The 25,625-nt window shown below is 70.6% G+C and carries 22 protein-coding genes and 1 pseudogene; 4 read left to right on the forward strand and 19 right to left on the reverse strand.

The genetic code is table 11. From position 1 onward, the window contains the following. Positions 1–23: 23 nt before the first annotated feature. Both IE99_RS30970 and IE99_RS33620 read right to left on the reverse strand, forming a co-directional pair. Positions 24–563, reverse strand: a pseudogene (locus tag IE99_RS30970) (IS5 family transposase); the annotation flags it as partial. A 41-nt stretch (positions 564–604) separates the two neighbouring features. Next, positions 605–796 (reverse strand): hypothetical protein, encoded by a 192-nt coding sequence (locus IE99_RS33620; protein ID WP_169744394.1) that lies wholly within the window; start codon positions 794–796, stop codon positions 605–607. Between the two features lie 220 nt (positions 797–1,016). Between IE99_RS33620 and IE99_RS0104510 the strand changes: the two genes are divergently transcribed. Together IE99_RS0104510 and IE99_RS32585 are read left to right on the forward strand one after the other, a co-directional pair. Further along, positions 1,017–1,604: a recombinase family protein gene (locus IE99_RS0104510; protein WP_030164009.1), complete on the forward strand. Its 588-nt coding sequence runs from the start codon at positions 1,017–1,019 to the stop codon at positions 1,602–1,604. A gap of 238 nt (positions 1,605–1,842) precedes the next feature. Continuing rightward, positions 1,843–2,031, forward strand: a complete 189-nt coding sequence (locus tag IE99_RS32585; protein ID WP_030164011.1) for a hypothetical protein — start codon at positions 1,843–1,845, stop codon at positions 2,029–2,031. A gap of 407 nt (positions 2,032–2,438) precedes the next feature. On the opposite strand, the gene IE99_RS0104520 is transcribed toward IE99_RS32585, so the two are convergent. Continuing rightward, on the reverse strand, positions 2,439–4,358 hold the full coding sequence (locus tag IE99_RS0104520; protein ID WP_030164014.1) for a hypothetical protein: 1,920 nt from the start codon (positions 4,356–4,358) through the stop codon (positions 2,439–2,441). 140 nt (positions 4,359–4,498) lie between these two features. Here IE99_RS0104520 and istA point away from each other — a divergent pair, with 140 nt between their 5' ends. Both istA and istB read left to right on the forward strand, forming a co-directional pair. After that, the gene (istA, locus tag IE99_RS0104525) at positions 4,499–5,893 is read left to right on the forward strand and encodes an IS21 family transposase (protein WP_030164017.1); all 1,395 of its coding nucleotides are present in this window, start codon (positions 4,499–4,501) and stop codon (positions 5,891–5,893) included. 65 nt (positions 5,894–5,958) lie between these two features. Then, positions 5,959–6,729, forward strand: coding sequence for an IS21-like element helper ATPase IstB (gene istB, locus IE99_RS0104530; RefSeq protein WP_030164020.1), 771 nt, complete (start codon positions 5,959–5,961; stop codon positions 6,727–6,729). A 26-nt stretch (positions 6,730–6,755) separates the two neighbouring features. Here istB and IE99_RS0104535 read toward each other — a convergent pair whose 3' ends face one another. The 16 genes from IE99_RS0104535 to infB form a co-directional block, all read right to left on the reverse strand. Continuing rightward, positions 6,756–7,262: a hypothetical protein gene (locus IE99_RS0104535; RefSeq protein WP_157610059.1), complete on the reverse strand. Its 507-nt coding sequence runs from the start codon at positions 7,260–7,262 to the stop codon at positions 6,756–6,758. Positions 7,263–7,653: 391 nt separating this feature from the next. Next, positions 7,654–10,569 carry a Tn3 family transposase gene (locus IE99_RS0104540; RefSeq protein WP_030164024.1) on the reverse strand — a complete coding sequence of 972 codons (2,916 nt, stop codon included), beginning with the start codon at positions 10,567–10,569 and terminating at the stop codon, positions 7,654–7,656. A 122-nt stretch (positions 10,570–10,691) separates the two neighbouring features. Further along, on the reverse strand, positions 10,692–10,838 hold the full coding sequence (locus tag IE99_RS33625; RefSeq protein WP_084219290.1) for a transposase: 147 nt from the start codon (positions 10,836–10,838) through the stop codon (positions 10,692–10,694). 105 nt (positions 10,839–10,943) lie between these two features. After that, positions 10,944–11,384 carry a dihydrofolate reductase family protein gene (locus IE99_RS28840; protein ID WP_245623059.1) on the reverse strand — a complete coding sequence of 147 codons (441 nt, stop codon included), beginning with the start codon at positions 11,382–11,384 and terminating at the stop codon, positions 10,944–10,946. Positions 11,385–11,597: 213 nt separating this feature from the next. Next, positions 11,598–12,137: a transglutaminase-like domain-containing protein gene (locus IE99_RS0104550; protein ID WP_030164026.1), complete on the reverse strand. Its 540-nt coding sequence runs from the start codon at positions 12,135–12,137 to the stop codon at positions 11,598–11,600. Continuing rightward, positions 12,137–12,892: a 4-hydroxy-tetrahydrodipicolinate reductase gene (dapB, locus tag IE99_RS0104555; RefSeq protein ID WP_245623060.1), complete on the reverse strand. Its 756-nt coding sequence runs from the start codon at positions 12,890–12,892 to the stop codon at positions 12,137–12,139. Before dapB ends, IE99_RS0104550 begins: the two co-directional genes overlap by 1 nt. 18 nt (positions 12,893–12,910) lie before the next feature. Continuing rightward, on the reverse strand, positions 12,911–14,227 hold the full coding sequence (locus IE99_RS0104560) for a M16 family metallopeptidase (RefSeq protein WP_030164030.1): 1,317 nt from the start codon (positions 14,225–14,227) through the stop codon (positions 12,911–12,913). A gap of 90 nt (positions 14,228–14,317) precedes the next feature. Next, on the reverse strand, positions 14,318–16,642 hold the full coding sequence (locus IE99_RS0104565; protein WP_030164032.1) for a polyribonucleotide nucleotidyltransferase: 2,325 nt from the start codon (positions 16,640–16,642) through the stop codon (positions 14,318–14,320). A 336-nt stretch (positions 16,643–16,978) separates the two neighbouring features. Further along, the gene (gene rpsO, locus IE99_RS0104570) at positions 16,979–17,248 is read right to left on the reverse strand and encodes a 30S ribosomal protein S15 (protein ID WP_030164035.1); all 270 of its coding nucleotides are present in this window, start codon (positions 17,246–17,248) and stop codon (positions 16,979–16,981) included. Between the two features lie 211 nt (positions 17,249–17,459). Continuing rightward, complete coding sequence (locus tag IE99_RS0104575; protein ID WP_030164038.1) at positions 17,460–18,404, reverse strand: bifunctional riboflavin kinase/FAD synthetase; 945 nt, start codon at positions 18,402–18,404, stop codon at positions 17,460–17,462. A 137-nt stretch (positions 18,405–18,541) separates the two neighbouring features. Continuing rightward, a complete protein-coding gene (gene trhA / locus IE99_RS0104580; RefSeq protein WP_030164040.1) occupies positions 18,542–19,210 on the reverse strand; it encodes a PAQR family membrane homeostasis protein TrhA in 669 nt (222 codons plus the stop codon). A gap of 94 nt (positions 19,211–19,304) precedes the next feature. After that, positions 19,305–20,174, reverse strand: a complete 870-nt coding sequence (truB, locus tag IE99_RS0104585; RefSeq protein ID WP_037558747.1) for a tRNA pseudouridine(55) synthase TruB — start codon at positions 20,172–20,174, stop codon at positions 19,305–19,307. Between the two features lie 17 nt (positions 20,175–20,191). Then, entirely contained in the window at positions 20,192–21,238 is a 1,047-nt protein-coding gene (locus IE99_RS0104590; RefSeq protein ID WP_051712106.1) for a DHHA1 domain-containing protein, read from the reverse strand. Positions 21,239–21,435: 197 nt separating this feature from the next. Next, positions 21,436–21,942 carry a 30S ribosome-binding factor RbfA gene (gene rbfA, locus IE99_RS0104595; RefSeq protein ID WP_030164047.1) on the reverse strand — a complete coding sequence of 169 codons (507 nt, stop codon included), beginning with the start codon at positions 21,940–21,942 and terminating at the stop codon, positions 21,436–21,438. Positions 21,943–21,957: 15 nt separating this feature from the next. Next, positions 21,958–22,266 carry a DUF503 domain-containing protein gene (locus IE99_RS0104600; RefSeq protein WP_245623061.1) on the reverse strand — a complete coding sequence of 103 codons (309 nt, stop codon included), beginning with the start codon at positions 22,264–22,266 and terminating at the stop codon, positions 21,958–21,960. Between the two features lie 244 nt (positions 22,267–22,510). Further along, positions 22,511–25,558, reverse strand: a complete 3,048-nt coding sequence (gene infB, locus IE99_RS0104605) for a translation initiation factor IF-2 (protein WP_030164051.1) — start codon at positions 25,556–25,558, stop codon at positions 22,511–22,513. Between the last annotated feature and the right edge of the window lie 67 nt (positions 25,559–25,625).

Here is a 25,625-nt window from a genome sequence, read left to right on the forward strand (position 1 = left end):
CTAGGGCCTGTTCGTAGTTCAGATCATGAGGGGGATGGGAGGCTGCGCAGCCAGATGATGGCTCCGCGCAGGTGGAGTCCGGCCTCGTAGCTTTCGGGGGTTTTGTCGTAGCGGGTGGCCAGCCCTCGCCATTCCTTGAACTTGTTGATGCAGCGTTCGACGGTGTTTCGGTCGGTGTAGAGCTCGGCGTCGTGGCTGACCGGACGTCCGCCGCGCCGTCCCTTCTTCTTGCGGTTGGCGGCCTGGTCGGCCTTCTCTGGGATCACCGCCTTGATGTGGCGTCTGCGCAGGTAGCTGCGGTTGGCGCGGGAGGAGTAGGCCTTGTCGCCGGCGGCCGCGCGCGGCCGGGTGCGGGGGCGGCCGACCGGCCCGCGCACCCGGATCTTGTCCATTACGGGGATGAAACGGGGGCTGTCGGCGGCCTGCCCGGGGGTGAGTATCAGCGACAGCGGACGGCAGCGCCGGTCGGCCGACAGGTGGATCTTGCTGGTCAGGCCGCCCCGGGACCGGCCGAGGGCGGCGGCCTTCAGCCGGGCCCTGCGGCGGCGGCGTATCCGGCGCCGCCGCTCCCGCACGGGATCGGGCGCGTCCTCGGGCTGCTGTTCTACGGGCCCGGTTTGCCCCTTTGGCGCAGCCCCTTTTCCTCGGCCACGGCCCGCTCCAGCTCCTGGAGGCGTTCGGGTGCGACCCTCATCCCGGCGGCGTGGTGATGCGCGCGGGAGGTGCTGGAGTCCACGCTGACCAGGCTCAGGTCGACATCGCCGCGGGCCGCCGCCTGGCTGATCATCGCGTTCATCAGGTTCTGCCCGGCGGTCTTCTCCCGAACGTGTCCCCAGCCGCCATGTAGTGCTGTGTGATGCCCGGAGATGGTTCGCTGTGGGTGTCCGTTAGAGGAACGCTCACCGGACAACCGTGACCGGCCTTCGAGCGAGAACGCGACCTGCGGCAACGCAGTCTCACATGGGTAGTCCGCAAAACTGTCCGGTGGAGGGGGCCTAAACGGTACGCTGGGGCGGGTGGGAGAACTCATCGGCTACGCACGGTGCTCAACTGTCCTGCAAGACCTCACCGCCCAGGCCGAGATTCTCGCCGGTCTCGGCGTCTCCAACGATCGGATCTATCTCGACAAGGGGCTCACCGGCACCAACCGGGAACGGCCGGGCCTCGGCCAGGCCTTGGCGGCCGTCCGCGCCGGCGATACCCTGGTGGTTCCGAAACTGGATCGGCTCGCCCGCTCGGTCCCCGACGCCCGCGATATCGGCGACACCCTCGTCCAGCGCGGTGTCCGGCTGTCGCTGGGTGGCAGCATCTACGACCCGGCCGACCCGATGTCGAAGATGTTCTTCAACATGCTGGCGGTGTTCGCTGAGTTCGAGGCCGACCTGTTGAAGATGCGCACCCGCGAGGGGATGGCCATCGCCCGCTCCCGCGGCAAGCTGAAGGGCCGGGCGCCCAAGCTGAGCGCACGGCAGCAGAGCGAACTGGTGCGCATGCACGGCACCGGCGAGTACACCATCGCCGAGCTGATGGAGGTGTTCTCGGTCGGTCGGGCGACGGTGTACCGGGTCCTGGCACGCGCTGGAGCCGCCGCGGACCGCGCCTGAGCTCACGTACTGGTTCGAGGTGGCGGGGCTGATTGCTGGTGAGCTCGCGCAATCGTCTAGTGCGTATTCTCCGCTGACGTTAGGGCCGCGATGCTGCGGAGCTTAGGCCTGCACGACCAGCTCATGTTCTGGGAGGAGTGCCGGCCGCTGATGCACTCAGGCCGGGATCCCCGCCGAGGCGGCGGGGGACGCCGGCTATTCGGGCAACACCGATCTGCTGCTGGAGGGCGGCGACCCGGTGTTGCGCCGCTGCAAGGGCGCCGAGCGGCGCCCCTCGGCGCTGGCGCTGGAAGCGTCGATCCACGACCGGCTGCCGCAGCGGGCGCTGCTGGATTCCTCACCCACACGGGATCTGGCCACCGAGGACAGCGTCGGCCGTTCCACCATCCACCGCATCATCCACAGTCCAGCAGACGTCATGGGTTGACGAGTATCCCCACCGTGAATACGGCGCCGTTACACCCCCAGCACCGTCAACGGGCGCGAGCCCTTGTCATCCCGTCGCGCGCCAATTCTTCTGGGCATCGAATGCCGAGGAGTGTGTCGCCCAGATGACCTGGAGCGGCCGCACGCACCTATCTTCCGGAGGATCTCTTGTTCGATTTCGACCTCCACCATCGGTATGCCAGTATGCCCGCCAAGGCTATGGCTATGTACAACAAACCGGTAAAATATGATTGCGAAAATGGCGGACTTCCCGTGGCGATGTTGACAATGGCCATGATCGCCGCGACGCTGAGGAATATTAGGATTGTTTCGCGAGCTTCCTTCATGCTTCCTCCGGGATGGGAGACATGCCCCCTCCTCTCGCGAGAGGAGGGGGCATGTTGACGGTTACCTACACGTGGGGTTCCTGGTGTACCAACGCCAGCCATCGATTCCGCCGCCGTAGTCGAACTTTACCTCATGGCAGGCGTTGCGGTTCCTTGCATTCTTGAATGATTCGTGAATTTTCCACCCTACTGAATTGACTGCAGCTAGGCAGAGCACCTTCTGCCAGGCGGACTTGACCCATTTTCCTGCACAGCCGGCGCTGGCCAGGGCGCCGATGACCTGGCTCAGTGTGCTGTTGCCGATGGTCCGCGATTCGTTTCGGCTCCACCGGACATAGATGGACCATCCGAAGCTGACCTTGGGGTCGGCGATCACCGGGAATGCGGGGGAGACGGTTCCTTCCTCCGTGGTGACCGGCGTCAGGTCTACGTGCAGCTTGAGGGCGCTTCCCTCGAGGGTGTAGCTGGTAGGCCACGTACGGCCGTTGGCGTCCTTGGCCCAGGGCTTGGCGATGTAGCCGAGTAGTTCCTCTGCGATGACCTCCGAAGTATCGGGAGATTCGCCCGAGGATGTCACATCCCGGACGATGCGCACACTTCCGTCCGCCTCATTTAGATCCATTCTCGCCCCTTCCGGAAGGGCGACAGGGAAGAGATACGTGGTCGGAGAATTCGCGTTGTCTATGTGGACGAGAATGCGGGCTCCACCGTCACCGAGGGGCTGCACTGCGGTGGAGAACCCATTCTGAATACCGTCATACACCACGGTCCCAGCAGCGGCAGGGACTGCCGATCCGACTGCCGGAACCCCAAACTCCAGTCGGCCGCTGTCGGCGGTGATGGAAATCCTAGAATTGGGATCACGGGGGACCTCGACAGTGGAAACTCCGGCAGGAGCATCGGCAGCTGAGTCAGCCCCCGCAGCCGCCGCAGCTTCTTCTTCCGCGGTCGTCAGCTCTTCTGCTGAGGGCTGCTCCAGCGCTGGGTCATCTCCCACTGGTTCGTCGTAGGGCGCCTGTCCGGAAACGTGTACCAAGCCCGTCGAGACGGCGACATTGTGGGCATCGCTAGTGACTGCGGTGGCGAGGTCTTCGGTGCCGGTGGCGGCTTCGACGGCCCTCGCGACTGCTTCGGGAGGAGACAGTACGAAGTAGCCGCGGATGGAGTACTGGACGTGGACGGTGGCGTCGCTGTGGTTGGTGATGGTCAGCTTGCCGTCGGTGCCGGGGCGGACGATGTCGGTGAGCTGGCTGGTCTCGCCCTTCATGAACTGAAGGGCGCCGAGCTTCGCCTCGGTGCCGCCGGTGGGGGTGATCGACAGGGAGCCGGTGGCGGCGGGGGCGTAGGCGGTGAGGCTGCCGGCGACCGCGGAGATCCGCTGCAGCGGGGTGCTGGTGGCGGAGGTGGCGGTGAAGGTCAGCGATGCACGAGCGGCCAGCGGGGTGGTGGTGGCGCCGGGGGTGCCAACGCCGCTGTCGGTGCGCAGCAGCGTCTTGGGCTCGACGGCCTCGAATCCGGCCCCGGCGGTGTCGGTGGTGGTGGTCTTCTTGAAGTAGCCGCGGATCGCGATCGCGACGTTGATCGGGTTGGCGCCGTGGTTGACCAGCCGGATCCGTCCGTTGGTGCCGACGCGGACGATATCGGTGAGGCTGTTGTTCTCGCCTGCGGTGTAGAGCAGGGTGGAGGAGGTGGGGTCGGACTCCCCGTCGGCCCACAAGGAAAGGCCAGCGTTGGTGGTGGCGCCCAGGGCGGCGATGTTGATGGCGACCGAGTCGACGCCGGTGGCGGGGATCCCGGCCTTCCCGTTGACCTGGATGGTGATCGGGGTCTTGGACGGCACCGGGGTCTTGGGTCCGTCGGCCGGGCCGACTCCGGGGCGGGAGTCGTAGAGGTAGGCCGCGGTGACCGGGTGGTACTCGGTGGCGGCCTGGGTGGCGGAGGCGTCCAGGAAGTAGCCGCGCACTGCGATCCGCACGTCCACCGGTGTCGGTGTACGGGGTCCAGTGCAGAGCCAGGTACAGGTAAACGTGCAGAGATGATCGGTGTGTCGGCGGTCTTGCCGGGGTGGTGATCTTGGAGCCTGCCAGGTGATGGTGATCATCATGTGAGGGGCGGGTTGCGGTGGTGCTGGAGGCCGAGCGGTGGCTCGAGCTGCGGCGGTTCCGCGCATTGCGGGACGCGGGGGCGTCGATCTCGGAGATCGCTCGGGAGACCGGGCTGAACTGGCGCACGGTGAAGAAGTATGTGGAGGACGACGGTCCGGTGGCGCCTCCGGCGGCGGCTCCGCGGCCGAGTCGGCGCAAGCAGATGATCGAGCAGTACGCGCCGGTGATCGACGCGTGGCTGCGGGCGGAGTTGCTGCTGAAGGCCTCGGTCGTGCACGAGCGGCTGGTCGAGGAGTACGGCTTCCCGGGCACTTATCAGCGGGTGAAGCTGTATCTGCAGGACGCCCGGCCGCGGATCGCCGAGGAGCTGGGGTTCACGCCGCGGGAGCTGTCCCGGTTGCATCGCCGGTTTGAGGTGGTGCCGGGCGCGCAGGCGCAGGTGGACTGGGGTGATGAGGGCGGGATCTTGGCGCATGCGGGGATCGCGAAGGTCTACTCCTTCCACATGACGTTGTCGTATTCGCGTGATCCGTTCGTGTGTTTCACCACCGGCCAGGATCTGGCGACGTTCTGGGCCTGCCATCGGCGGGCGTTCGAGCACTTCGGCGGGGTGCCGGGATCGATCGTCTATGACCGGACCAAGACCGTGGTCCGGCGGCACGTCGCGCCGGGCAAGGCGGTGCCGCTGCATCCCGAGGCGGTGGCGTTCGCCGGGCACTATGACTTCGACATCGATGTGCTGGCCGCCTACCGCCCGACGGGCAAGGGGCGGGTGGAGCGGCAGGTGCTGATCGTCCGCGACCATGTGCTGTCGGGCCGCTCGTTCTCCTCGCTGCAGGATCTGGACAGGGCGTTCTTGGCCTGGGTTCCGGTCCGGCGCCGGACCGTGCACCGCACGCACGGCCAGGTGATCGGGGTCCGGGCACGCCGCGACCATGCCGCGCTGCGGCCGCTCCCCGCCACGCCCTATCTGGTCACCGACCGGCATCTGCGGCACGTCGGCAAGGACTGCCTGGTGGCGTTCGAGGCCAACCTCTACTCGGTCCCGGCGATCCGGGTGTTCCATCGGCAGCTGGTCGAGGTCCGGGCGTCGGCGGCGACGGTCAGCCTGCACGCCACCGTCCCGGACGAGAACGGGATCACGCTGCTGGCGGTGCATCCCCGAGCCGCCGGCCGCGGTAACCGCGTCGTCGATCCCGAGCACTGGCGCGGGCTGCCCGACGGGCATACCCGCACCACCACCACCGGGCACGGCGACCCGGGGGATGAGTTGACGGCCCGGCGGCGGCATCACCGGCAGCAGGGCGCGCTGGGGTTCCTGCTCGCCCGTTCCGACGCCGCCGACATCCAGGTCGGCCGCCGTTCGCTGGCGGTCTATGACCAGATCACCGGCACCGGCCCGTTCACCTGACCACGGGCACCCCACCCGAGCCACGCCTGCAGCCCGACCTTCCAGGAGAAAAGGACACCTTCGTCGTGAGTGAGCTGGTCACCGCCCGGATCCGCGCCACCGCCGCCAAGCTGACCCTGCCGCACCTGGCGGCCAGCCTGGGCGAGTTCGTCAGCCGCGCCGACGACACCCAGATGGGCTATCTGGACTTCCTGGACATGGTGCTGGCAGAGGAACAGGCACTCAAGGAAGAACGCCGGATCCGGCACGCGCTGCGGGTGTCGGGAATGCCGCACCACAAGACCGTCGAGGACTTCGACTTCTCCTACCAGCCCGGCCTGGACGTCAGGAAGGTCCGCGATCTGGCCACCGTCGCCTACGCCGAAGCCCGCGCCAACGCCGCGTTCCTGGGACCGCCCGGGGTCGGCAAGACCCACCTGGCCGTCGCGCTGGCGGTCGCGGCCTGCCGCACCGGCTACAGCGTCTACTTCGCCACCATGGACGACATGGTCCGCCAGCTCAAGGCCGCCGACGCGATCGGGAAACTGACCTCCAAGCTCAAGGTCTACACCCGCCCCCAAGTCCTGGTCCTGGACGAGGTCGGCTACCTCCCGCTGGCCCGCGAGGAGGCCAACCTGGTCTTCCAGGTCATCTCGAAACGATACGAGCGGGGCTCGATCCTGCTGACCAGCAACAAGGCCTTCTCCGAGTGGGGCCAGGTCTTCGGCGACGAGGTCCTGGCCACCGCGATCCTCGACCGGCTCCTGCACCACTGCGAGGTCATCGCGATCAACGGACCCAGCTACCGGCTCAAGAACCGCATGCAAGCAGCCGAAGCCGAGGCCGCCGCCGGCTGACGGACACTCTGCACGATTACCCGTACTCACCTCTGCACTTCAAGGAGTACGCCGACAACCGGGTTCGGCCCCGTGTTGGTCAGGGTCAGCTTGCCGGTGGAGGTGAGCCGGATCAGGTCGTCGGTGGAGTTGTGGTCGGTGGGGTTGTAGTACAGCGTCACCGCGGTGGAGGGCTTGTCCGAGGGCCGCAGCACCAGGTAGCCGTACCCGTCGGACCCGCCGCGCTTCCAGATGTTCAGCGCGACCGCCGACACCCCCGACGCCGGCACCCCGCCCTTCCCGGCGACCTGGACGGTCACCGACCCGTTGGCGGGGATCTCGGCGACCGGGGCGTTCACCCCGGACACCGTGTCGTAAATGCCGACCAGCGGCAACGACACGAACTGCCCGCTGTTGCCCTGCTGGGTGGTGCCGGTGTCGGCTTGGGCCACCTGACCCGGCGCGGCCAGCGCGGCCAGGCATGCGGCGGCCACCACCAGCGCGGTGGCCAGCGCCAGCACCCGTGTGCGGGCATGCTGAAGAGACGAACCCACAAAGGCTCCTTGTGCACGTGATGAGAGAGGCGCGGCCCCGTGCTCGACTGGCTAAGGGCGCGCGCTGGGGAGGTGGCCACGCTGCTGCGCGACCACCGAATGTTGCTTCAAGGTAGCAATCGGTCAAGGATGCGTAAGCCGGGCGTAAGTAAAATTTGGCGACCATGGAAGCTCGTCATTAGGCCCTCCGCCGGGAGATCCTCCACCAGATCGACGCCCGCGCCCGCGCCCGAGTGCAGGAAGGCAACATCCTGCGCGTCGCCAGCGCCCGCAGCCTGAACTACCTACGCGACTTCCTCACCAGACTCGACCCGTGGGCCGGCGAGACCGCGGTGAAGGACACCCCCCACCGCGCCGCCAAGAGTTCGCGCTGCGATAGCCGCAATGGGACTCAGGCCACCAGCCCCAGATCCAGGTGGGTGTCCATGTCGATGGAGATGGTGCCGTACAGGTTGGCGTGCGACCAGAACAGCGGCGACAGGGCGCGGCGGTCGGCGTCGGTGAGCCGGCCCGCCCAGGCCGGGTCCTTCAGCACCGACTGGACCAGGACGGTGTTGACGAACACCAGCGCCGACTGCAGCAGATGCAGCGCCAGCATCGACACCTCCTGGTTCTCGCGGTCGACGCCGCCGATGGTGCCGGCCTTGCCGTAGAACAGGTCGGCGTTGGCCGAGTTCCAGTTCTCCACCACCTGCAGGCCCTCGTGGATCTCGCGGCGCAGCTGCTCAGACGCCATGTACTCGGCGATGAACACGCTCTTGACCGCGCGGCCGACCTCCTCGATGGCGCGGTAGGTGGGGTGCTTGGGACCGCCGCGGGTGAAGCGGCGCAGCACCTGCTCGGCCTCGCCGGTGCGCAGCTTCAGCGCGGTGGCGTACTTGACCATCTGGTCGTACTGCTGGGCGATCAGCTCCCAGTCGATCGCCCGGTCGGCCACCATGCCCGCCAGGACGTCCGGCACCGGCTCGCCGGCCTCGACGCGCACCAGCTTCTGGTGGGCGACGTTCTTCATCCGCGGCAGCAGCTTGAACCCCAGCAGGTGGGAGAAGGCGAACCCGACCAGGTTCTGGCCGTGGGTGTCGGTGTACTGCCGGTCGATGGTCGCGTCGGTGCAGTGCCGCAGCACGCCCTCGATCATCGCCGACACCTCCGACGCCGAGCACGACTTCAGCTGGGAGTACACGCACACGGACTTGCGTTCGACGTGCCAGTAGATCATCACGCCGTGGCCGCCGTAGCGGACGTGGTACTCGGTCATCAGGTTCGAGGACCACGACCCGAACTTCTTGGCGTCGCTCGCGCACGCCGTCCCGGTGCCCCACCACGCCTCGTCGCGCATCCGCAGGGTGGCGTTGACCAGGGTCGCGATCGCGTTGCGCAGGTTGTCGCGGTTGACGAACAGGTACCGGGTGGCGCGCAGCGCGGCCTCGGTCTCGCCGTGCTTGCCGCCGTCGGCGACGCGCTTGATGCCGATGTTGGTGCCCAGCGCGTACAGCACCAGCAGCAGCCGCTTGCGGATCACCTCCCGCGGGGTGTTCTCCCGAGTCGCGACCGTGGAGAACGCGTCGGTGAACTGGGTGACGAAGTCCGACTCCTTGAGGAAGTCCAGCAGGTCGATCACGCCCCACCGGGCCTGCACCTCGGCGTGCAGCGCCTTGAGGTTGTCGGGGGTGGCCAGCTTGCCCAGGTCCGAGACATGCCAGCGGGGCTCGCCGCGATGGGTCTTCACCTTGGTGCCGCCCGAGCGTTTGCGCCCGATCGCGGCCGCGGCCTGCTCCATCGAGGCGCGCATGGCCGCCTGCAGGTTCGCGATGAACTCGGCCGGATCCAGCGGCTGGCGCAGGTTCTCGTAGTGCACGTCGCGGTTCTCCTCGAAGTCGGCCGGCAAGTCCTCCTCCGGGTTGCGCCACCGGGTCGCGCCGTGCACGTAGATCTCCCGGCGGCGCAGCGCGTTCTTCAGCGCCACCAGCACGCACAGCTCGTAGGAGACCCGCTCGATCACCCCGTCTGAGTCCACGACCGCCTCCAGCCAGGCGTCCCGGACCACACCCTTGACCGGCACCCGGTCCGAGCCGTCGAAGTGGCGGACCTTGTTCGGCACGTCGGCGTAGCGGGCCAAAAGATCCAGCGCGTCCATCACCGGCCGGTAGGCGGTGTTGTTGCACTTGAACTCAATCGCCGCCAGCAGCTTGGGCAGCATCCGCCGGTAATAGGAGGAGTAGGAGCTGGTCAGCACCGTCCGCACCCGCGCCTGGTAGGTCTTGGCGTCAGCCTTGGCCTCGGCGACCAGGGCGCGCAGCGTCCCCTCCCCGACCGTCGGGAACACCACCTTGCGCACGGTGTCATCGGGGGCCTGCAGCGCCGCCTCGGCGATCGAGTACAGCTTGGCGGTCTTGCCGTGCACCTTCTTGGCCTCGGCGAACATCGCCTGCTCGACCTTCCGCTCCGCCTTGGTATTGATCTTGCCGATCAGCCCGATCAGCAGATCCACCAGCGCGTCGGTGATCTCAGCGGTCCGGCTCCACGCCAGCGCCGCCAACAGCGTCAACCGCACCGGCTCGGGATTGGCGGCGAAATCAGAAGGGTGCGAGGCCATCGCCCGCGCCCGCCAGGACGCCACCAGCCGCTCGGAGAACCCGCCGAACACATCGGCCGGCAACCCGATCGCCTTGGCCCGCCGCAGCTTGACGATCTCCTCCAGCAGCGTCTCCAGCCCCAGCCGCCCCGGATCGGACTTCAGCTCCGCCAGGAACCCATCGATGCCCTTGGCCAGCTCCAGCAGCGCCGTGACCGACCCGGCCGACAGCCGCGCCGTCACCTGCTCACAGAACGACCGCTCGAACCGCGCCCGGCACGACCGCACGATCCGCTCGATCCGGCCCGGCGGCTCGATCCGCAGCTTGCGGCACCGCGCCAACAGCGCCGACCGCACCCCCTCATCGGTCAGCACCATCGGACAGATCTCCGCCGCCAGCCACTCGATCAGCTCATCCTCATCGACCCGGGTCGACTCCCGGAACCCCAACGCCTCCCGGACCTGCTTGCGGTGATACTTGATCGTGCTGCCCGACCACTGGTAGTCGGCGAACACCACCGGATCGACCTTGACCTGCCCGGCGACGTACTCCACCGCAGCCTTGGGGATCTCACCGGCGTGCCGCGGGAACCGCGCCTCCAGCTCGAAGAACTTCAGCAGCAGACAGAACCCCAGCCGCGTCGCGCCGGTCTTGTTGGCCACCAACTCCCAGTCGCCATCCAGCAGCGTCCACGCCTCAACCAGCTCTTCCGGCTCCCATTCACGCCGCACATCCGCCCCATTCGCCTGATCGGCCCCCGGGTCGGGAACACCCTCGAACGCCGGAGATGGGCTACCGCGCAGTACTGCCGACCCGTGATGACCACGAACCGCAACCGTGACTGATCACGCAGCTACTTTGGCCCTGGGGTCACGTTCGGGAGAAGACCCCCGTTCTCGAAGACGCCCTGGCATGCCCAGGCCCGGAACCGGTCATAGATCGTCGACCAGTTGCCGTAGGTGGCGGGCACGTCCCGCCACGGGCTGCCGGTAGTTCCCATTCCGTATCGGTCACATCACCGCGCGTCATACAGCCGGTGGTACAGCCCGCTCCCGCCCCGGTGTGAGCGAGTCACTCAATCGTGACCAGCGGCAACTGATCAGAACTACGAACAGGCCCTAGTCCAGGTCGATCCTGCCGAGGCTTGGAGGCGAGAAGCGGACGCCGTCGCCCAGGAGCACCGGCAGGACGTACACCAGAATCTCGTCGACGAGCCCGCGGCGCTGCGTGCCGTGGCGACGGCTTCCTCGAGTCCACAGGTGAGGAAGGTGACGGTGGGATCCGGCTCCTCGGGAGGCTTGTGCGTGAGGACGAACTGCGCTCCCCCGTCGTAGGGGGTGTCCTGGTCGGCCATACGCTTGGCGACCTCGTACGTGCCCCGGCCGACGAGCATCGCGCCCGTGGCCGCCATGACCTCCGGGACCTCGGCCGCGGTCAGATACTCGGCGATCCAGTCCATCGCGTGGCCGGGGCCGGCGATGAAGCCGTCCAGCGACATCGCCCGGTTCACGACCACTTTGCCGGTGCCGAAGCCCACATCTCTCATGCGATATCTCCACGGATCTTGGAGACCCGGGCCGGGTCATGGTTCGGCCGGCGGGGAGCCGCAAGCGTGTCCGCGGTGGCACAACGCGAACAACCGGCCGCCGGGTGTGCCGACTACTCAGCGTGCCCGGGTACGGCGTGAACGGCACCGCCGGTCGGTCGTCCTCAGTCCCGGGCCGGGTCACCAAGCCGGCGATCGTTCGTGGTCATCGCGTTAGACGGTGGTGGGGAGCGGGGAGGTCGTGGCGTCCCGCATCGCCTTCAGGGCATTTAGGACGGGGCCGGGAGGAGCCGCGTGGACCGTGGGGAGCACCGGGAGGTCCGGGTAGGCCAGGGCGTGCTCGGAGGCGGAGAACTCGACGCTGACGTCCGCGTTGTTGCCGCGAGGGTCGAGCAGGACCCAGCGGTCGTCGATGAGGGCCGCCGTCAGGCCGTGCAGGACGCCGGACACCTCTTGGTAGCAGAGGCCCGCCTGGATGCCGCCGGCGCGGAGGAGCGCCGTGTAGGCGTGGGACTTCGCGTAGCAGAGGCCCACCCGGTGGGTCAGGACGTCGGACGCGCGCCAGGTGACGCGGGGGTCGCCGGCGTCCATCGAGTGGGCCACCTCGTCGCGGACGTGGTCGAAGGCGGCGTGCGCGTAGGCGATGTCGTCGCCGGTGCGCAGACCGGCGGCGATCGACTGGACCAGCGGGTGCTCCAGGTCGATCGCCTCGGACGCCTCCAGGTAGTCCCAGGGGTCGGCCGCGAAGTCCATCACAGGCCGAGGAGCGACTCGATGCCGAGGGTGAGCCCGGGAAGGGCGGGGACCTTGCGGACGGCGAGGAGGACCCCCGGCATGAACGACTCGCGGTTCATCGCGTCGTGCCGGATCGTGAACAGCTCGCCGTGGCCGCCCAGGATGACCTCCTGATGGGCGATCGAGCCGGACATCCGGACGGCGTGGACGCGAACGCCGTCGACGTCGGCCCCGCGGGCGCCAGGGATCTCGGACGTCGTCGCGTCCGGGGACAGGGCGGTGCCCGCCTCGGCGCGGGCGGCGGCGACGAGCTCGGCGGTGCGGTAGGCGGTGCCGGACGGGGCGTCGGCCTTCTTCGGGTGGTGCGTCTCGACGATCTCGACGGACTCGAAGTACGGGGCGGCCTTCTGCGCGAAGTGCATCATCAGGACGGCGCCGATCCCGAAGTTCGGGGCGATGAGGACGTTCCCGGACGCGTCGTCGGTCAGCCACGAGCGGACGGCGTCGATGCGGTGCGGGTCGAAGCCGGTGGTGCCGACGACGGCGTGCAGCCCGCTCTTCACGCACCATTCGAGGTTGTGCATGACGACGTCGGGATGGGTGAAGTCGACGACGACGTCGGCGGCGGTCAGCGCGTCGAGCGGGTCGCCCTGGTCGACGGCGGCGACGAGTTCGGTGTCGTCGGCGCCCTGCACGGCCCGGCACACCTCGGCGCCCATCCGGCCCTGCGCGCCCAGCACCCCAACCTTGATCACGTTGTCCTCCCGGCTCATGTCCGCCGAGCCTACCGGTCAGGCGGCGAAGTCGTGGTCGCCGACCGGGCCGATGACGGTGAGGGCCTGCGGCGCGGCGAGGACGTCGCGGGCCACGGCGCGCACGTCGTCGAGGGTGACGGCGTCGATGCGGGCGAGGACGTCGTTCACGGGGAGGAGGGACTCGTAGACGAGTTCGCTCTTGCCGATGCGGCTCATGCGGGAGCCGGTGTCCTCCAGGCCGAGGACCATCGTGCCGCGCAGCTGGCCCTTGCCGCGCACGAGTTCCTCGTCGGTGATGCCGTCGACGGCCTTCGCGACCTCGTCCCGGCAGATCGACAGGACCTCGTCGACCTTGCCCGGCTGGCAGCCGGCGTAGACGCCGAAGATGCCGGAGTCGGCGTACTGGGCGGTGTAGCTGTAGACGGAGTAGGCGAGGCCGCGCTTCTCGCGGATCTCCTGGAACAGCCGGGACGACATGCCGCCGCCGAGGGCGGCGTTGAGGACGCCGAGCGCGAAGCGGCGGTCGTCGGTGCGGGCCACACCGGCGGAGCCGAGGACGATGTGGGCCTGCTCGGTGTCCTTGTCGAGGACGCGGGTGGTCGGCGTGACGGGCGCGGGCGCGCCGTCCAGGCGGGGCGGCGCGGGCGGGGCGTCGCCGGTGAGGCGGCCGGCCCAGGCGCGGGACACGAGGCCGACGACCTCGTCGTGGTCGACGTTCCCGGCGGCGGACACGACGAGTTCGGACGGGACGTAGTGCTCCCGGTAGTAGCCGTGGATCCGGTCGCGCGAAAGGGTGTTGATCGACTCCTCGGTGCCGAGGATCGGACGGCCCAGCGGGGTGTCGCCGTAGAGGGCGAGGGCGAACTCGTCGTGGATGAGGTCGCCGGGGTCGTCGTCCCGCATGTGGATCTCTTCGAGGATGACGCCGCGTTCGGCCTCGACGTCCTCGGGGCGGTTCAGGGACGCGGCGACCATGTCCGAGACGACGTCGACGGCGAGGGGCAGGTCGGCGTCCAGCACCCGCGCGTAGTAGCAGGTGTACTCCTTGGCGGTGAACGCGTTGAGGTCGCCGCCGACCGCGTCGACCGCGGCGGAGATCTCCAGGGCGCTGCGCCGCTCCGTGCCCTTGAACAGGACGTGCTCGAGGTAGTGGCTGGCTCCCGCGTCGGCGACGGCCTCGTCGCGGGAGCCGACCGCGGCCCAGATGCCGAACGCCGCGGACCGGACGGTCGGCAGCGTCTCGGTGATCACGCGGAGCCCGCCGTGCAGCACGGTCCGGCGGACCGTGCCGGCACCGTCGGTGTGGATCGTGGTGGTGGTGCCGGGCTCCTGCGCCCGCGCCGGCAGGGTCACGTGTGACTCACATCCCGTCGTGAGGAAGATCGGGGAAAAAGCGGCCGACCGGCCTGCCCGCTGAGGGCAGGCCGGTCGGCGGAGACCGGATCAGGTGTTGCGCTGGCCGGCGTCGTCGCTACCGCGGGTGCGGGTGCGGCGGCGGCGCGGGGCGCGGGACTCGCCGTCGTCGTCGGACTTCTCGGCCGTGTCCGAGGGGGCGGCGGCCGCCGGGGCGTCACCGTCGCCGCCCTTCTCCGCGGCCTCCCGCTCGACGACCTCGACCGGGACCAGCGACAGCTTGCCGCGCTGGTCGATCTCGGTGACCTCGACCTGGATCTTCGCGCCGACGCTGATGACGTCCTCGACGTTCTCGATCCGGGCGCCGCCGTGCAGCTTGCGGATCTGCGAGACGTGCAGCAGGCCGTCCTTGCCGGGCAGCAGCGACACGAACGCCCCGAACGTGGTCGTCTTCACGACGGTGCCGAGGTAGCGCTCGCCGACCTCCGGCATGTGCGGGTTGGCGATCGCGTTGATCGCCTGCCGCGCGGCCTCGGCGGACGGGCCGTCGGTGGCGCCGACGTAGATGGTGCCGTCGTCCTCGATCGTGATGTCGGCACCGGTGTCGTCCTGGATCGAGTTGATCATCTTGCCCTTGGGGCCGATGACCTCGCCGATCTTGTCGACCGGCACCTTGATGGTGATGATCCGCGGCGCGTTCGGGCTCATCTCGGCGGGCGCCTCGATGGCCTCCTGCATGACGTCCAGGATCGCGAGGCGCGCGCCCTTGGCCTGCTTCAGCGCGGCGGCCAGCACGGACGCCGGGATGCCGTCGAGCTTGGTGTCGAGCTGCAGCGCGGTGATGACGTCGCGGGTGCCGGCGACCTTGAAGTCCATGTCGCCGAACGCGTCCTCGGCGCCGAGGATGTCGGTGAGCGTGACGTACTCGCCGCCCTCGTGGATGAGGCCCATCGCGATGCCCGCGACCATCTGCTTCAGCGGGACGCCCGCGTCCAGCAGCGACATCGTGGACGCGCAGACCGAGCCCATCGAGGTGGAGCCGTTGGAGCCGAGCGCCTCCGACACCTGCCGGATCGCGTAGGGGAACTCCTCGCGGGTCGGCAGCACCGGGATGAGGGCGCGCTCGGCGAGGGCGCCGTGCCCGATCTCGCGGCGCTTCGGCGAGCCGACGCGGCCCGTCTCACCGGTGGAGTACGGCGGGAAGTTGTAGTTGTGCATGTAGCGCTTGGTGCGCTCGGGGTTCAGCGTGTCGATCATCTGCTCCATGCGGAGCATGTTGAGCGTGGTCACGCCGAGGATCTGCGTCTCGCCGCGCTCGAACAGCGCCGAGCCGTGCACCCGCGGGATGACGTGCGCCTCGGCGGTGAGCTGGCGGATGTGCTTCGGCCCGCGGCCGTCGATGCGCAGCCCCTCGCCGATGACGCGCTCGCGGACGAGCTTCTTCGTGAGCGCGCGGAAGGCGGCGGAGATCTCCTTCTCGCGGCCCTCGAAGCCCTCGCCGAGCCTCTCGGCGACACCGGCCTTGATCTCGTCCAGCCGGGACTCGCGCTCCTGCTTGCCCGCGATGGTGAGGGCCTGCGCGAGGTCGTCGCGGACGGCGCCGGTGACGGCCTCGAGCACGTCGTCCTGGTAGTCCAGGAAGATCGGGTACTCGGCGGTCGGCTTGGCGGCGACGGCCGCGAGGTCGCTCTGCGCCTTGCACAGCACCTTGATGAACGGCTTGGCCGCGTCGAGGCCCTGGGCGACGGTCTCCTCGGTGGGGGCGGTCGCGCCCTCGGCGACGAGCTTGAGGGTGTCGCGGGTCGACTCGGCCTCGACCATCATGATCGCGACGTCGCCGTCCTCCAGCACGCGGCCGGCGACGACCATGTCGAACGTGGCGCGCTCGAGCTCGGGGTGCGTCGGGAAGCCGACCCACTGGCCCTCGATCAGGGCGACGCGGACGCCGCCGATCGGGCCGGAGAACGGCAGGCCGGCCAGCTGCGTGGACATCGAGGCGGCGTTGATCGCGACGACGTCGTACAGGTGGTCGGGGTGCAGCGCCATGATCGTCTCGACGACCTGGATCTCGTTGCGCAGGCCCTTGGTGAAGGACGGGCGCAGCGGCCGGTCGATCAGTCGGCAGGTGAGGATCGCGTCCTCGGACGGCCGGCCCTCGCGGCGGAAGAACGAGCCGGGGATGCGCCCGGCGGCGTACATCCGCTCCTCGACGTCCACGGTCAAGGGGAAGAAGTCCAGGTTCTCCTTGGGCTTCTTCGACGCGGTGGTCGCCGACAGGACCATCGTCTCGTCGTCGAGGTAGGCGACGGCGGACCCGCCGGCCTGGCGGGCCACCCGGCCCGTCTCGAAGCGGATCGTGCGGGTGCCGAAGGCGCCGTTGTCGATGACGGCCTCGGTGCTCTGGGCGCCGTCGATGCGTACGGCTTCTGTCACGGGAAACCTCCAGGGTTCCATGTCCGGCCCCGCGGCCGTCTCCCGTGGCTTGTCACGCTGCCGGTCTTCGATCGAAGCGTCCGGATCGTCCCGCCGAAGCGGGCGGATCCGGAGGCCACTACCGAGGACCGGCCCGCGCCAGCGGTGTCCGCGAGGCATGTCTCCAGTTGGACGGCCGGCCGGTCGGACCGGGCGGCCGCTCCGCCGGACGCGTCCCTTCGGGCGGGCGCGGCGTCCGGCGCGGCCGGGGGCGGGCTGCCCGCCCGCTCCGGCCGATATGCGAGAGGGAGCGGCCCGGCGGGCCGCCCCCTCACCGTGCTAGCGGCGCAGACCGAGGCGCTCGATCAGCTGCCGGTAACGGTTGATGTCCTTGTTGGCCAGGTACTTCAGGAGCCGGCGACGACGGCCGACCAGCAGCAGGAGGCCGCGGCGGCTGTGGTGGTCGTGCTTGTGCTCCTTGAGGTGCTCGGTCAGGTCGTTGATCCGGCGCGTGAGCAGCGCGACCTGGACCTCCGGGGATCCGGTGTCACCCTCAGTGGTCGCGTACTCGGCGATGATCTTGTTCTTGGTGGCGGTGTCGAGCGACACGTGGCTCCTTCGATGCGATCGTCACCCGCAGATCCCGGGCCCTCGGGCGCAGGGGGTCCGCATGGTGCGTGAAGAGATGGGCGGCCGCATGAGGGTGCAGCCGTCCGCGCCGGGACCCTACCCGGCGACTCTTCACCGTACCATGCCCGCCCACCGCCCGATCACGAAGCGGAGCCCGCCATGATCGCACGGTGCACGCCGCCGGGACGGGTCATTCCGCGGTGATCTCGCGGGCGCGCGCCACGTCCCGGTGCATCTCCTCGATCAGCGCGTCGATCGAGTCGAACTTGAGCGTGTCGCGGATCCGGGCGGCGAAGTCGACCGCCATGTGCTCGCCGTACAGGTCGAGGTCGTCGCGGTCGAGGGCGTACGCCTCGACGGTCCGCTCCCCCGCGCCCTCGAACGTCGGGTTCGTCCCGATGGAGATCGCTGCGGGCCAGCGGAAGGCCGGGTAGCGGTCGGAGTCGCACACCAGCCAGCCGCCGTACACGCCGTCGGCCGGGACCGCGGTGTGCGGCAGCGTCTCCAGGTTCGCGGTGGGGAACCCGAGCGCCCGTCCCCGCTGATGGCCGCGCACGACCACGCCCTCGACGCGGTGCGGACGGCCGAGGGCCTGCGCGGCGCCGGCGACGTCGCCCTCCTCCAGGCGGGCCCGGATGAAGCTGGACGAGATGGTGCCGCCGTCCGCGACGAGCGGCATCCCCTCGGCGGTGAAGTCGTACTTCTCGCCGAGCTCCCGCAGCAGCGCGACGTCGCCCTTGGCGCGGTGCCCGAACCGGAAGTCCTCGCCCACGATCACGTGCGCCGCGTGCAGCCGCTCGACAAGCACGGACTGGACGAACTCGTCCGGCGGCACCTTCGACAGCTCGAGGGTGAACGGGACCACGACGACCGCGTCGGTGCCGAGGCCCTCCAGCAGCTCGATCCGGCGCCTGGTGCTCGCCAGCAGCGGCGGATGGGTGCCCGGCCGGACGACCTCGTCCGGGTGGGGGTCGAAGGTGATCGCCACGGACCGCAGCCCGCGCCGGTGGGCCTCGGCGGCCGCGGCGCCCACGATCCGCTGATGACCGCGGTGCACACCGTCGAACACGCCGATGGTGACCACGGATCGGCCCCAATCGGCGGGAACCTCGTCGAGGCCATCCCAGCGCCGCACCATGCTCTCCCTGCGTCGGACCCTGCCGTCATACCGTCGTCTAAGGGTGCCATGACCGGACGGCCCGTGTGACCGCCGGGGGGCGGCCGCCGCGTGACCTCGGGCACCCGCCCCGCACGGCGGCGAGCGAGGCCGGGTCAGCCCGCCCGGTAGACCACCAGCGACACCGCGATGTACTGCAGGATGTACGCGGCGAGCGTGCAGGCGTGGAAGACCTCGTGGAACCCGAACCAGTGCGGGATGGGATCGGGCTTGCGCAGGCCGTAGATCACGCCGCCGACGCTGTAGGCGACTCCGCCGAGCGCGACCATGACGCAGGCCGCGACGCCCGCGCCGTCCAGGAACTGGGGCATGAAGAAGACGGCCACCCAGCCGAGGACGATGTAGAGGGTGACGTAGAGCGCGCGCGGGGCGCCGATCCACGTCGTCCGGAACACCACCCCGGCGATGGCGCCGGTCCAGACGATGGCGAGGACGGCGACGCGGGCGCCGCCGTCCATCGCGAGCACGGCGAACGGCGTGTAGGTGCCCGCGATGATCAGGTAGATGTTGGCGTGGTCGAAGCGGCGGAGCACCTCGATGACGCGCAGGGACCGCTGCCGGTGGTAGGTGCCGGAGATGCCGAAAAGCAGGGCGGACGTGGCGACGTAGATGGTCGAGGCCAGCCGCGCCTGCAGGGTCGGGCCGAACGCGACCAGGACGAGCCCGGCGACCAGCACCGCGGGGAACGCGCCGAGATGCAGCCAGCCGCGCAGCCGCGGCCGGGTCGGCGACGGTGCCTCGGACTGGTCCGTCACGCTGGTCATGGAGCGCACCTCCTCGCAATAACTTACGCTCTCGTAGGTTACGCGACCGTAAGTTAGCTCGTCACGCGTTCCCGGCGTGACGCTCGCCACCCGATCATGGAACGAACACCGCGAGGGGCTTCGCGACCTGGGCCTGCTCCTCCACCAGGGCGAGGAGCGTTCCGTCGGGGGCGAAGACGCCCACCGGCCCGGGACCGAGCCCCGCCGCCGGGAGCCGTCCGCCGTGCATCACCTTGCGCGCCTCGTCCGCCGACACGTCCCGCCGCGGGAACGCGGCCGCTACCGCCTGCGCCATCGGCAGGATCTCCAGCTCGGCCGCCAGTTCGTCGAGCGTGCGCGCCGACGCGAGGTCGTAGGGGCCGACGCGTGTCCGGCGCAGCGCCGTCAGGTGCCCACCGCAGCCGAGCGCCGCGCCGAGGTCGCGGGCCAGCGCCCGGATGTAGGTGCCGGACGAGCAGGCGATGGACACGTCCACGTCGATCAGGTCGCCGGACCGCCGCACTTCCGTCACCGTGAAGGAGTGCACGGTGACCGGCCGCGCCTTCAACGCGACCTCCTCGCCCTGCCGGGCCATCTTGTAGGCCCGCCTGCCGTCCACCTTGATCGCACTGACCTGCGGCGGAACCTGCTGGATCGGGCCGGTCAGCGCCACGATCCCGGCATGCAGCGCCGCGTCGCCCACGGCGGCGGCCGACGCCGTCGCGGTGGTCTCGCCCTCCGCGTCGTCGGTGTTCGTCGACTCGCCCAGCCGGATCGTCCCGTCGTAGCCCTTCTCGGTCAGCGCGAGATGGCCGAGCAGGCGCGTGGCCTTGCCGACCCCCAGCACGAGGACGCCCGTCGCCATCGGGTCCAGCGTCCCCGCGTGCCCGACCCGGCGCGTCTTCGCCAGCCGCCGCATCCGGCCCACCACATCGTGGGACGTCCAGCCCGCCGGCTTGTCCACGATGACGAGTCCCGATTCCATCCCGCTCTCTTTCCCGTTCATGTCTCCGCCGTCAGCAGCGCGCGAAGCCGGTCGAGCGCCCTCCCGGGCGGGCCGGGCCACAGGAACCCCGCCATCTCCCGATGCCCGCCGCCGCCCAGCGCGGCGCACACGCCGCTCAGGTCGACCCCGCCCTTGGAACGGGCCGACACGTACCAGCGGCCGTCGTCGGTCTCCTTGCAGACGATCGCGACCTCCGCCTCGTCCGTCCGGCGGAGCTGGTCGATGACGCCCTCGAGCCGGTCGTAGCCGACGCCCTCGGCCAGCCGGTCGGCGCGGGTGATCGTCGTCCAGACCAAACCCCGGCCGCCCGCCGCGTCCCGCTCCAGCCGCGCGCGGGCCAGCGCTCCCGCGAGGACCCGCAGGTAGCCGAACGGCGCGCGGTCCCACAGCTCCCGCGCCACGGCCGCCGGCCGCGCGCCCGCCGCCAGCAGCCGCGCCGCGAGGGCGTGCACCGCCGGCGTCGTGGACGGGTACTTGAACGATCCGGTGTCGCTGGCCAGCCCCGCGTACAGGTTCTGCGCCATGTCGCGGTCCAGGGGGACGCCGAGCCGCCGGATCAGCTCCTCGGCGAGCACCGCCGTCGCGGCCGCGTCCGGGTCGACGAGCCGCGTCCCGCCGAAGCCGGCGTTGGACGCGTGGTGGTCGATGACGACCAGGTCGCCGGCCCGCGCCGCGCGGCCGGCGAGCGAGCCGAGCCGCGCGGGGTCCGCCGAGTCCAGCGCGATCAGCAGGCGGGGGGCGGCGGGCATCCGGCCCGGCTCGACCAGGATGTCCTGCCCCGGCAGGAACCGGAGGGACGCCGGGACGCCGAACGGCTCACCGAACGACGCCGTCACATGCTTGCCCAGGACGCGCAGCGCCCGGCCCAATGCGAGCATCGAGCCGAGCGCGTCGCCGTCAGGGACCACATGGCAGGCGAGGCTCACCTCGCCCGCCGCGCGGATCAGCCGGACCGCGCGGTCCCACTCCAGGTCGTCCGGGGGTGCGGGCGCTCCGGCGCGGAACGGGCGCGGGACGGCGTCATGACCGCCGGTCTCCCGCACGCGCACGGCATGCCCGCCGCCCTCCCCGCCGCGTTGTCCCGCGTCGGACGAAGCGCCCTCTCCCGCGCTCGGCCCGGCGGTCACGGCGGCAGGAGGTTCCGCGCGCCCTTCGGGAGCGGGCACTGCCGCCGGCGGTTCTCCGCGTCCCTCGGGAGCGGGCACTACGGCCGGTGGTTCCCCGCGTCCCTGCGGAGCGGTCACGGCGCCGGGCGTCCCGGAGGGCCGTCCTCACCGTCCTCCGCCTCGTCGAGACCGTCGAGGTCGTCGTCTTCGTCGCCGGCGTCCTCGTCGTCCTCCCGGTAGGGGTTCGGGTCCCCGGCGGGGGTCGCGCTCTGGGCCGCCCGCGCGACCTCGGCGTCCTTCGCGCGGGCGCGCGCGAGCAGATCGTCGATGTGCGCCACGTTCTCCATGACGGAGTCCATGACGAACGTGATGCTGGGCGTGTGCCGGACCCCGGTCTTGCGCCCGACCTCCGACCGGATGACGCCCTTGGCGCTCTCCAGCGCCGCGGCCGTCTCGGCGCGCTCGCCGTCCGACCCGTACACCGTGTAGTACACGGTCGCGTCGCGCAGGTCGTTGGTGATGCGGGTGTCCGTCACGGTCACGAAGCCGAGCCGCGGATCCTTGATCCGGCGCTCCAGCATCTCGGCCACGATCTGCTGGATGCGGTCGGCGAGCTTGCGCGCGCGAGCTGCGTCCACCATGATCGCACTCCCTTTCTAATCTTCGTCATGGAAAAGCCGCTGCCGCGCCGACAGCAGCTCGATCTCGGGGCGTCCCGCGACGAGGCGCTCGCACTGCTCGAGGACCCGGGTGCAGTTGGCGGCGGTGCCCGAGACCACCGCGATGCCGATCTCCGCCCGGCGGTGCAGATCGTTGTCGCCCGTCTCGGCGACCGCCACTCCGGGGAAGTGCTTCTGCACCTCCGCGATGACCGGCCTGATGACGGACCGCTTCTGCTTCAGCGAACGGACGTCGCCGAGCAGCAGGTCCAGCGTCAGCGCACCCACGTACACGTGATGGATCACCTCGAGATCTTCAGAAGCCAGAACGACGGCGGACGGCCGCGGTGTTCCCGGGACCTCGCCATGGGATGCTCCCGTCGCCGCGGCACCGTACGGAGAGCCGGGCCGGCCGCCGGCGGAACCGGTCGCGACACCGACCCTAGGAGATCCCCGGTGCCGTGTCACCAGAATAAACGATCTTCAAGCCGACGGGCCCGCGCCCCGTCCCGGCCGCTTGGGCCGGGACGGGGCGCGGGCTGCCGTCGCCTCAGTCGCGGGGCTTCTCCCGCATCTCGAAGCACTCGACGACGTCGCCGAGCTTGATGTCGTTGTAACCGACGCCGATACCGCACTCGAAGCCCTCGCGGACCTCGGTCGCGTCGTCCTTGAAGCGGCGCAGCGACGACACCGTGAGGTTGTCGGCGACCACGACGCCGTCGCGGACCAGGCGCGCCTTCGCGTTGCGCTGGATGATGCCGGAGGTGACCATCGAACCGCCGATGTTGCCGATCCGCGGCACCTTGAAGATCTCGCGGATCTCCGCGGTACCGAGCTGGACCTCCTCGAACTCCGGCTTGAGCATGCCCTTGAGGGCCGCCTCGATCTCCTCGATCGCCTGGTAGATGACCGAGTAGTACCGGATGTCGACGCCCTCGCGGTCGGCGAGCTCCTGCGCGTTGCGCTCCGGCCGGACGTTGAAGCCGAGGATGACCGCGCCGTCCGACGCCAGCGAGAGGTTGACGTCGTCCTGCGTGATCGCGCCGACGCCGCGGCGGATGATGCGCAGGTTGACCTCCTCGCCCACGTCGATCTTGAGGAGCGAGTCCTCCAGGGCCTCCACCGAACCGGACACGTCGCCCTTGAGGATGAGCAGCAGCTCCTGCCGCTCGCCCCGCTCCAGGTCCTTGAACAGCTCCTCGAGGGAGCTGCTCTTGCGGCTCTTGAGCAGTTCGGCGTTGCGCTTGCGGGCGACCCGCTTGTCGGCGATCTGGCGGGCGACCCGGTCGTCCTCGACGACCAGGAAGTTGTCCCCCGCACCCGGCACGGCCGCGAGGCCGAGCACGAGCACCGGACGGGACGGGCCCGCCTCCTCGACGTGGTTGCCGTTCTCGTCGAGCATCGCGCGGACGCGGCCGTGGGCCACACCGCAGACGATGGAGTCGCCGACCCGCAGCGTGCCGCGCTGCACCAGCACGGTCGCCACGGCGCCCCGGCCCTTGTCCAGGTTGGCCTCGATGGCCGAGCCCTGGGCGGGCATGTCGGGGTTGGCCTTCAGCTCCAGCTCGGCGTCGGCGGTCAGGACGACCGCCTCGAGCAGTCCCTCGATGTTGATGCCCTGCTTGGCGGACACGTCGACGAACTGGGTCTGGCCGCCGAACTCCTCGGCGATCAGGCCGTACTCGGTGAGCTGCGCGCGGACCCGCTGCGGGTCGGCGCCCTCGACGTCGATCTTGTTGACCGCCACCACGATCGGCACCCCGGCGGCGGTGGCGTGGTCGATCGCCTCGGTCGTCTGCGGCTTGACGCCGTCGTCCGCGGCGACCACCAGCACCACCAGGTCGGTGGTGTCGGCACCGCGGGCACGCATGGCGGTGAACGCCTCGTGACCCGGGGTGTCGATGAAGGTGATCTTGCGCTCTTCGCCGTCGACCTCGGTCTCGACCTGGTAGGCGCCGATGTGCTGGGTGATGCCGCCGGCCTCGCCCGCGACCACGTTCGCCTTCCGGATGGCGTCCAGCAGCTTGGTCTTACCGTGGTCGACGTGGCCCATGACGGTGACCACGGGCGGACGGGCCTCGAGGTGCTCCTCGCCGCCCTCGTCCTCGCCGTACTCGATGTCGAACGACTCGAGCAGCGCGCGGTCCTCGTCCTCGGGGCTGACGACCTGGACGTCGAAGTCCAGCTCGGCCCCGAGCAGCTCGAGGTCGGTCGGGTCGACCGACTGCGTCGCGGTGAGCATCTTGCCGAGGTGCATCATGATCGCGACGAGCGACGCCGGGTTGGCGCCGATCTTCTCGGCGAAGTCGGTCAGCGACGCGCCCTGCGGCAGCCGGATCGTCTTGCCGTTGCCGCGCGGGGCGGAGACGCCGCCGACGGCGGGCGCCTGCATGTTCTCGAACTCTTGACGGCGCGCGCGCTTCGACTTGCGCCCGCGGGCCGGCCGGCCCCCGGGGCGTCCGAACGCGCCCTGCGTGCCGCCGCGGCCGCGGCCGCCGCCACCCGGACGGGGACCGAAGCCACCGCCACCGGGACGGCCCGCGCCGCCACCGCCGCCACCGGCGCGGGGGGCGCCGAAGCCGCCGCCGCCACCCGGACGGCCACCGCCGCCGGGACGGCCGCCGCCACCACCCGGACGGCCACCGCCGCCGGGACGGCCACCGCCGCCGCCACCGCCGGGACCGCCGCGGCCGGGCGCACCGGCCGGACGGGAGGACGGCATGTTCATCGGGCTCGGCCGCGGGCCGCCCGGCCGGGGCGGCATGCCGCCCGCCGGGCTGGGACGGGGACCGCCGGCGCCGGGGGCGCCGGGACGCGGACCGCCGGGACGGGGCCCACCGGGCCGGTCACCGCCGGCCGCGGGCGCGCCCGCGGGGCCGGCGCCCGGCCGCGGGCCGGGCCGGGGTCCCGGCTTGGGCGCCTGGCCCATGCCGGTGTTGGTCGAGCTGAACGGGTTGTTGCCCGGACGCGGGCGGCCGCCGCCGGCGCCGCCGGGACGGGCCGCCGGACGCGGGCCCGGCTTGGGCGCGCGCGGACCGGGCTTCGGACCGCCCGGAGCAGCCGGACCGCCCGGAGCCGCCGGGCCGCCGGCGGGCGGGGCGCTCGGCGCCTTCGCCGCGGGCACCTCCGGCACGGCGGGCGCCGGTGGGGTCACCGGGGTGCTCGGCGCGGGCGGGACGGGCGGACGGGGGCCCGGCTTGGGGCCGGGACCGGCGCCCGGAGCGCCTGCGGGACCCGGAGCGCCTGCCGGACCCGGCTTCGGCGCGGGCGGACGGGGCGCCGCGGGACGCGGCGCGGCCGGACGGGTGCCGCTCTCGGCACCGGCGGCGGGCGCTCCAGCGCCGGCCGGCGGACCCGGACGCGGTGCCGCCGGGCGGGGACCGGGGGTCGGCCGCTTCTGGCCGCCTCCGCCCTTGCCGCCCTTGGCGGGCGAAGAAGAAGAGTTGGAGAAGGCTTCTGTGAGCCTGCGAACGACCGGCGCCTCTATCGTGGAGGACGCCGACCGTACGAACTCGCCCATTTCCTGGAGCTTGGCCATGACGACCTTGCTCTCGACGCCGAACTCCTTGGCGAGTTCGTAAACCCGGACCTTGGCCACTGCACTCCCTACTGGTCCGGGGGTGGGGCCTCCGGACCGTCGCTAACTTGCCGTACTCATCGCGGCG

Origin of the sequence: Spirillospora albida, assembly GCF_000718255.1 — a bacterium.
Taxonomy (GTDB): domain Bacteria; phylum Actinomycetota; class Actinomycetes; order Streptosporangiales; family Streptosporangiaceae; genus Spirillospora; species Spirillospora albida.

Excerpts from the sequence above, each read along its gene's own strand:
- IE99_RS33620 (WP_169744394.1), bottom strand. The coding sequence starts at position 796 with ATGAACGCGATGATCAGCCAGGCGGCGGCCCGCGGCGATGTCGACCTG.
- IE99_RS33625 (WP_084219290.1), bottom strand. The coding sequence starts at position 10,838 with ATGGGAACTACCGGCAGCCCGTGGCGGGACGTGCCCGCCACCTACGGC.
- IE99_RS28840 (WP_245623059.1), bottom strand. The coding sequence starts at position 11,384 with ATGAGAGATGTGGGCTTCGGCACCGGCAAAGTGGTCGTGAACCGGGCG.
- IE99_RS0104550 (WP_030164026.1), bottom strand. The coding sequence starts at position 12,137 with ATGGACTTCGCGGCCGACCCCTGGGACTACCTGGAGGCGTCCGAGGCG.
- dapB (WP_245623060.1), bottom strand. The coding sequence starts at position 12,892 with ATGAGCCGGGAGGACAACGTGATCAAGGTTGGGGTGCTGGGCGCGCAG.
- trhA (WP_030164040.1), bottom strand. The coding sequence starts at position 19,210 with ATGACCAGCGTGACGGACCAGTCCGAGGCACCGTCGCCGACCCGGCCG.
- truB (WP_037558747.1), bottom strand. The coding sequence starts at position 20,174 with ATGGAATCGGGACTCGTCATCGTGGACAAGCCGGCGGGCTGGACGTCC.
- rbfA (WP_030164047.1), bottom strand. The coding sequence starts at position 21,942 with ATGGTGGACGCAGCTCGCGCGCGCAAGCTCGCCGACCGCATCCAGCAG.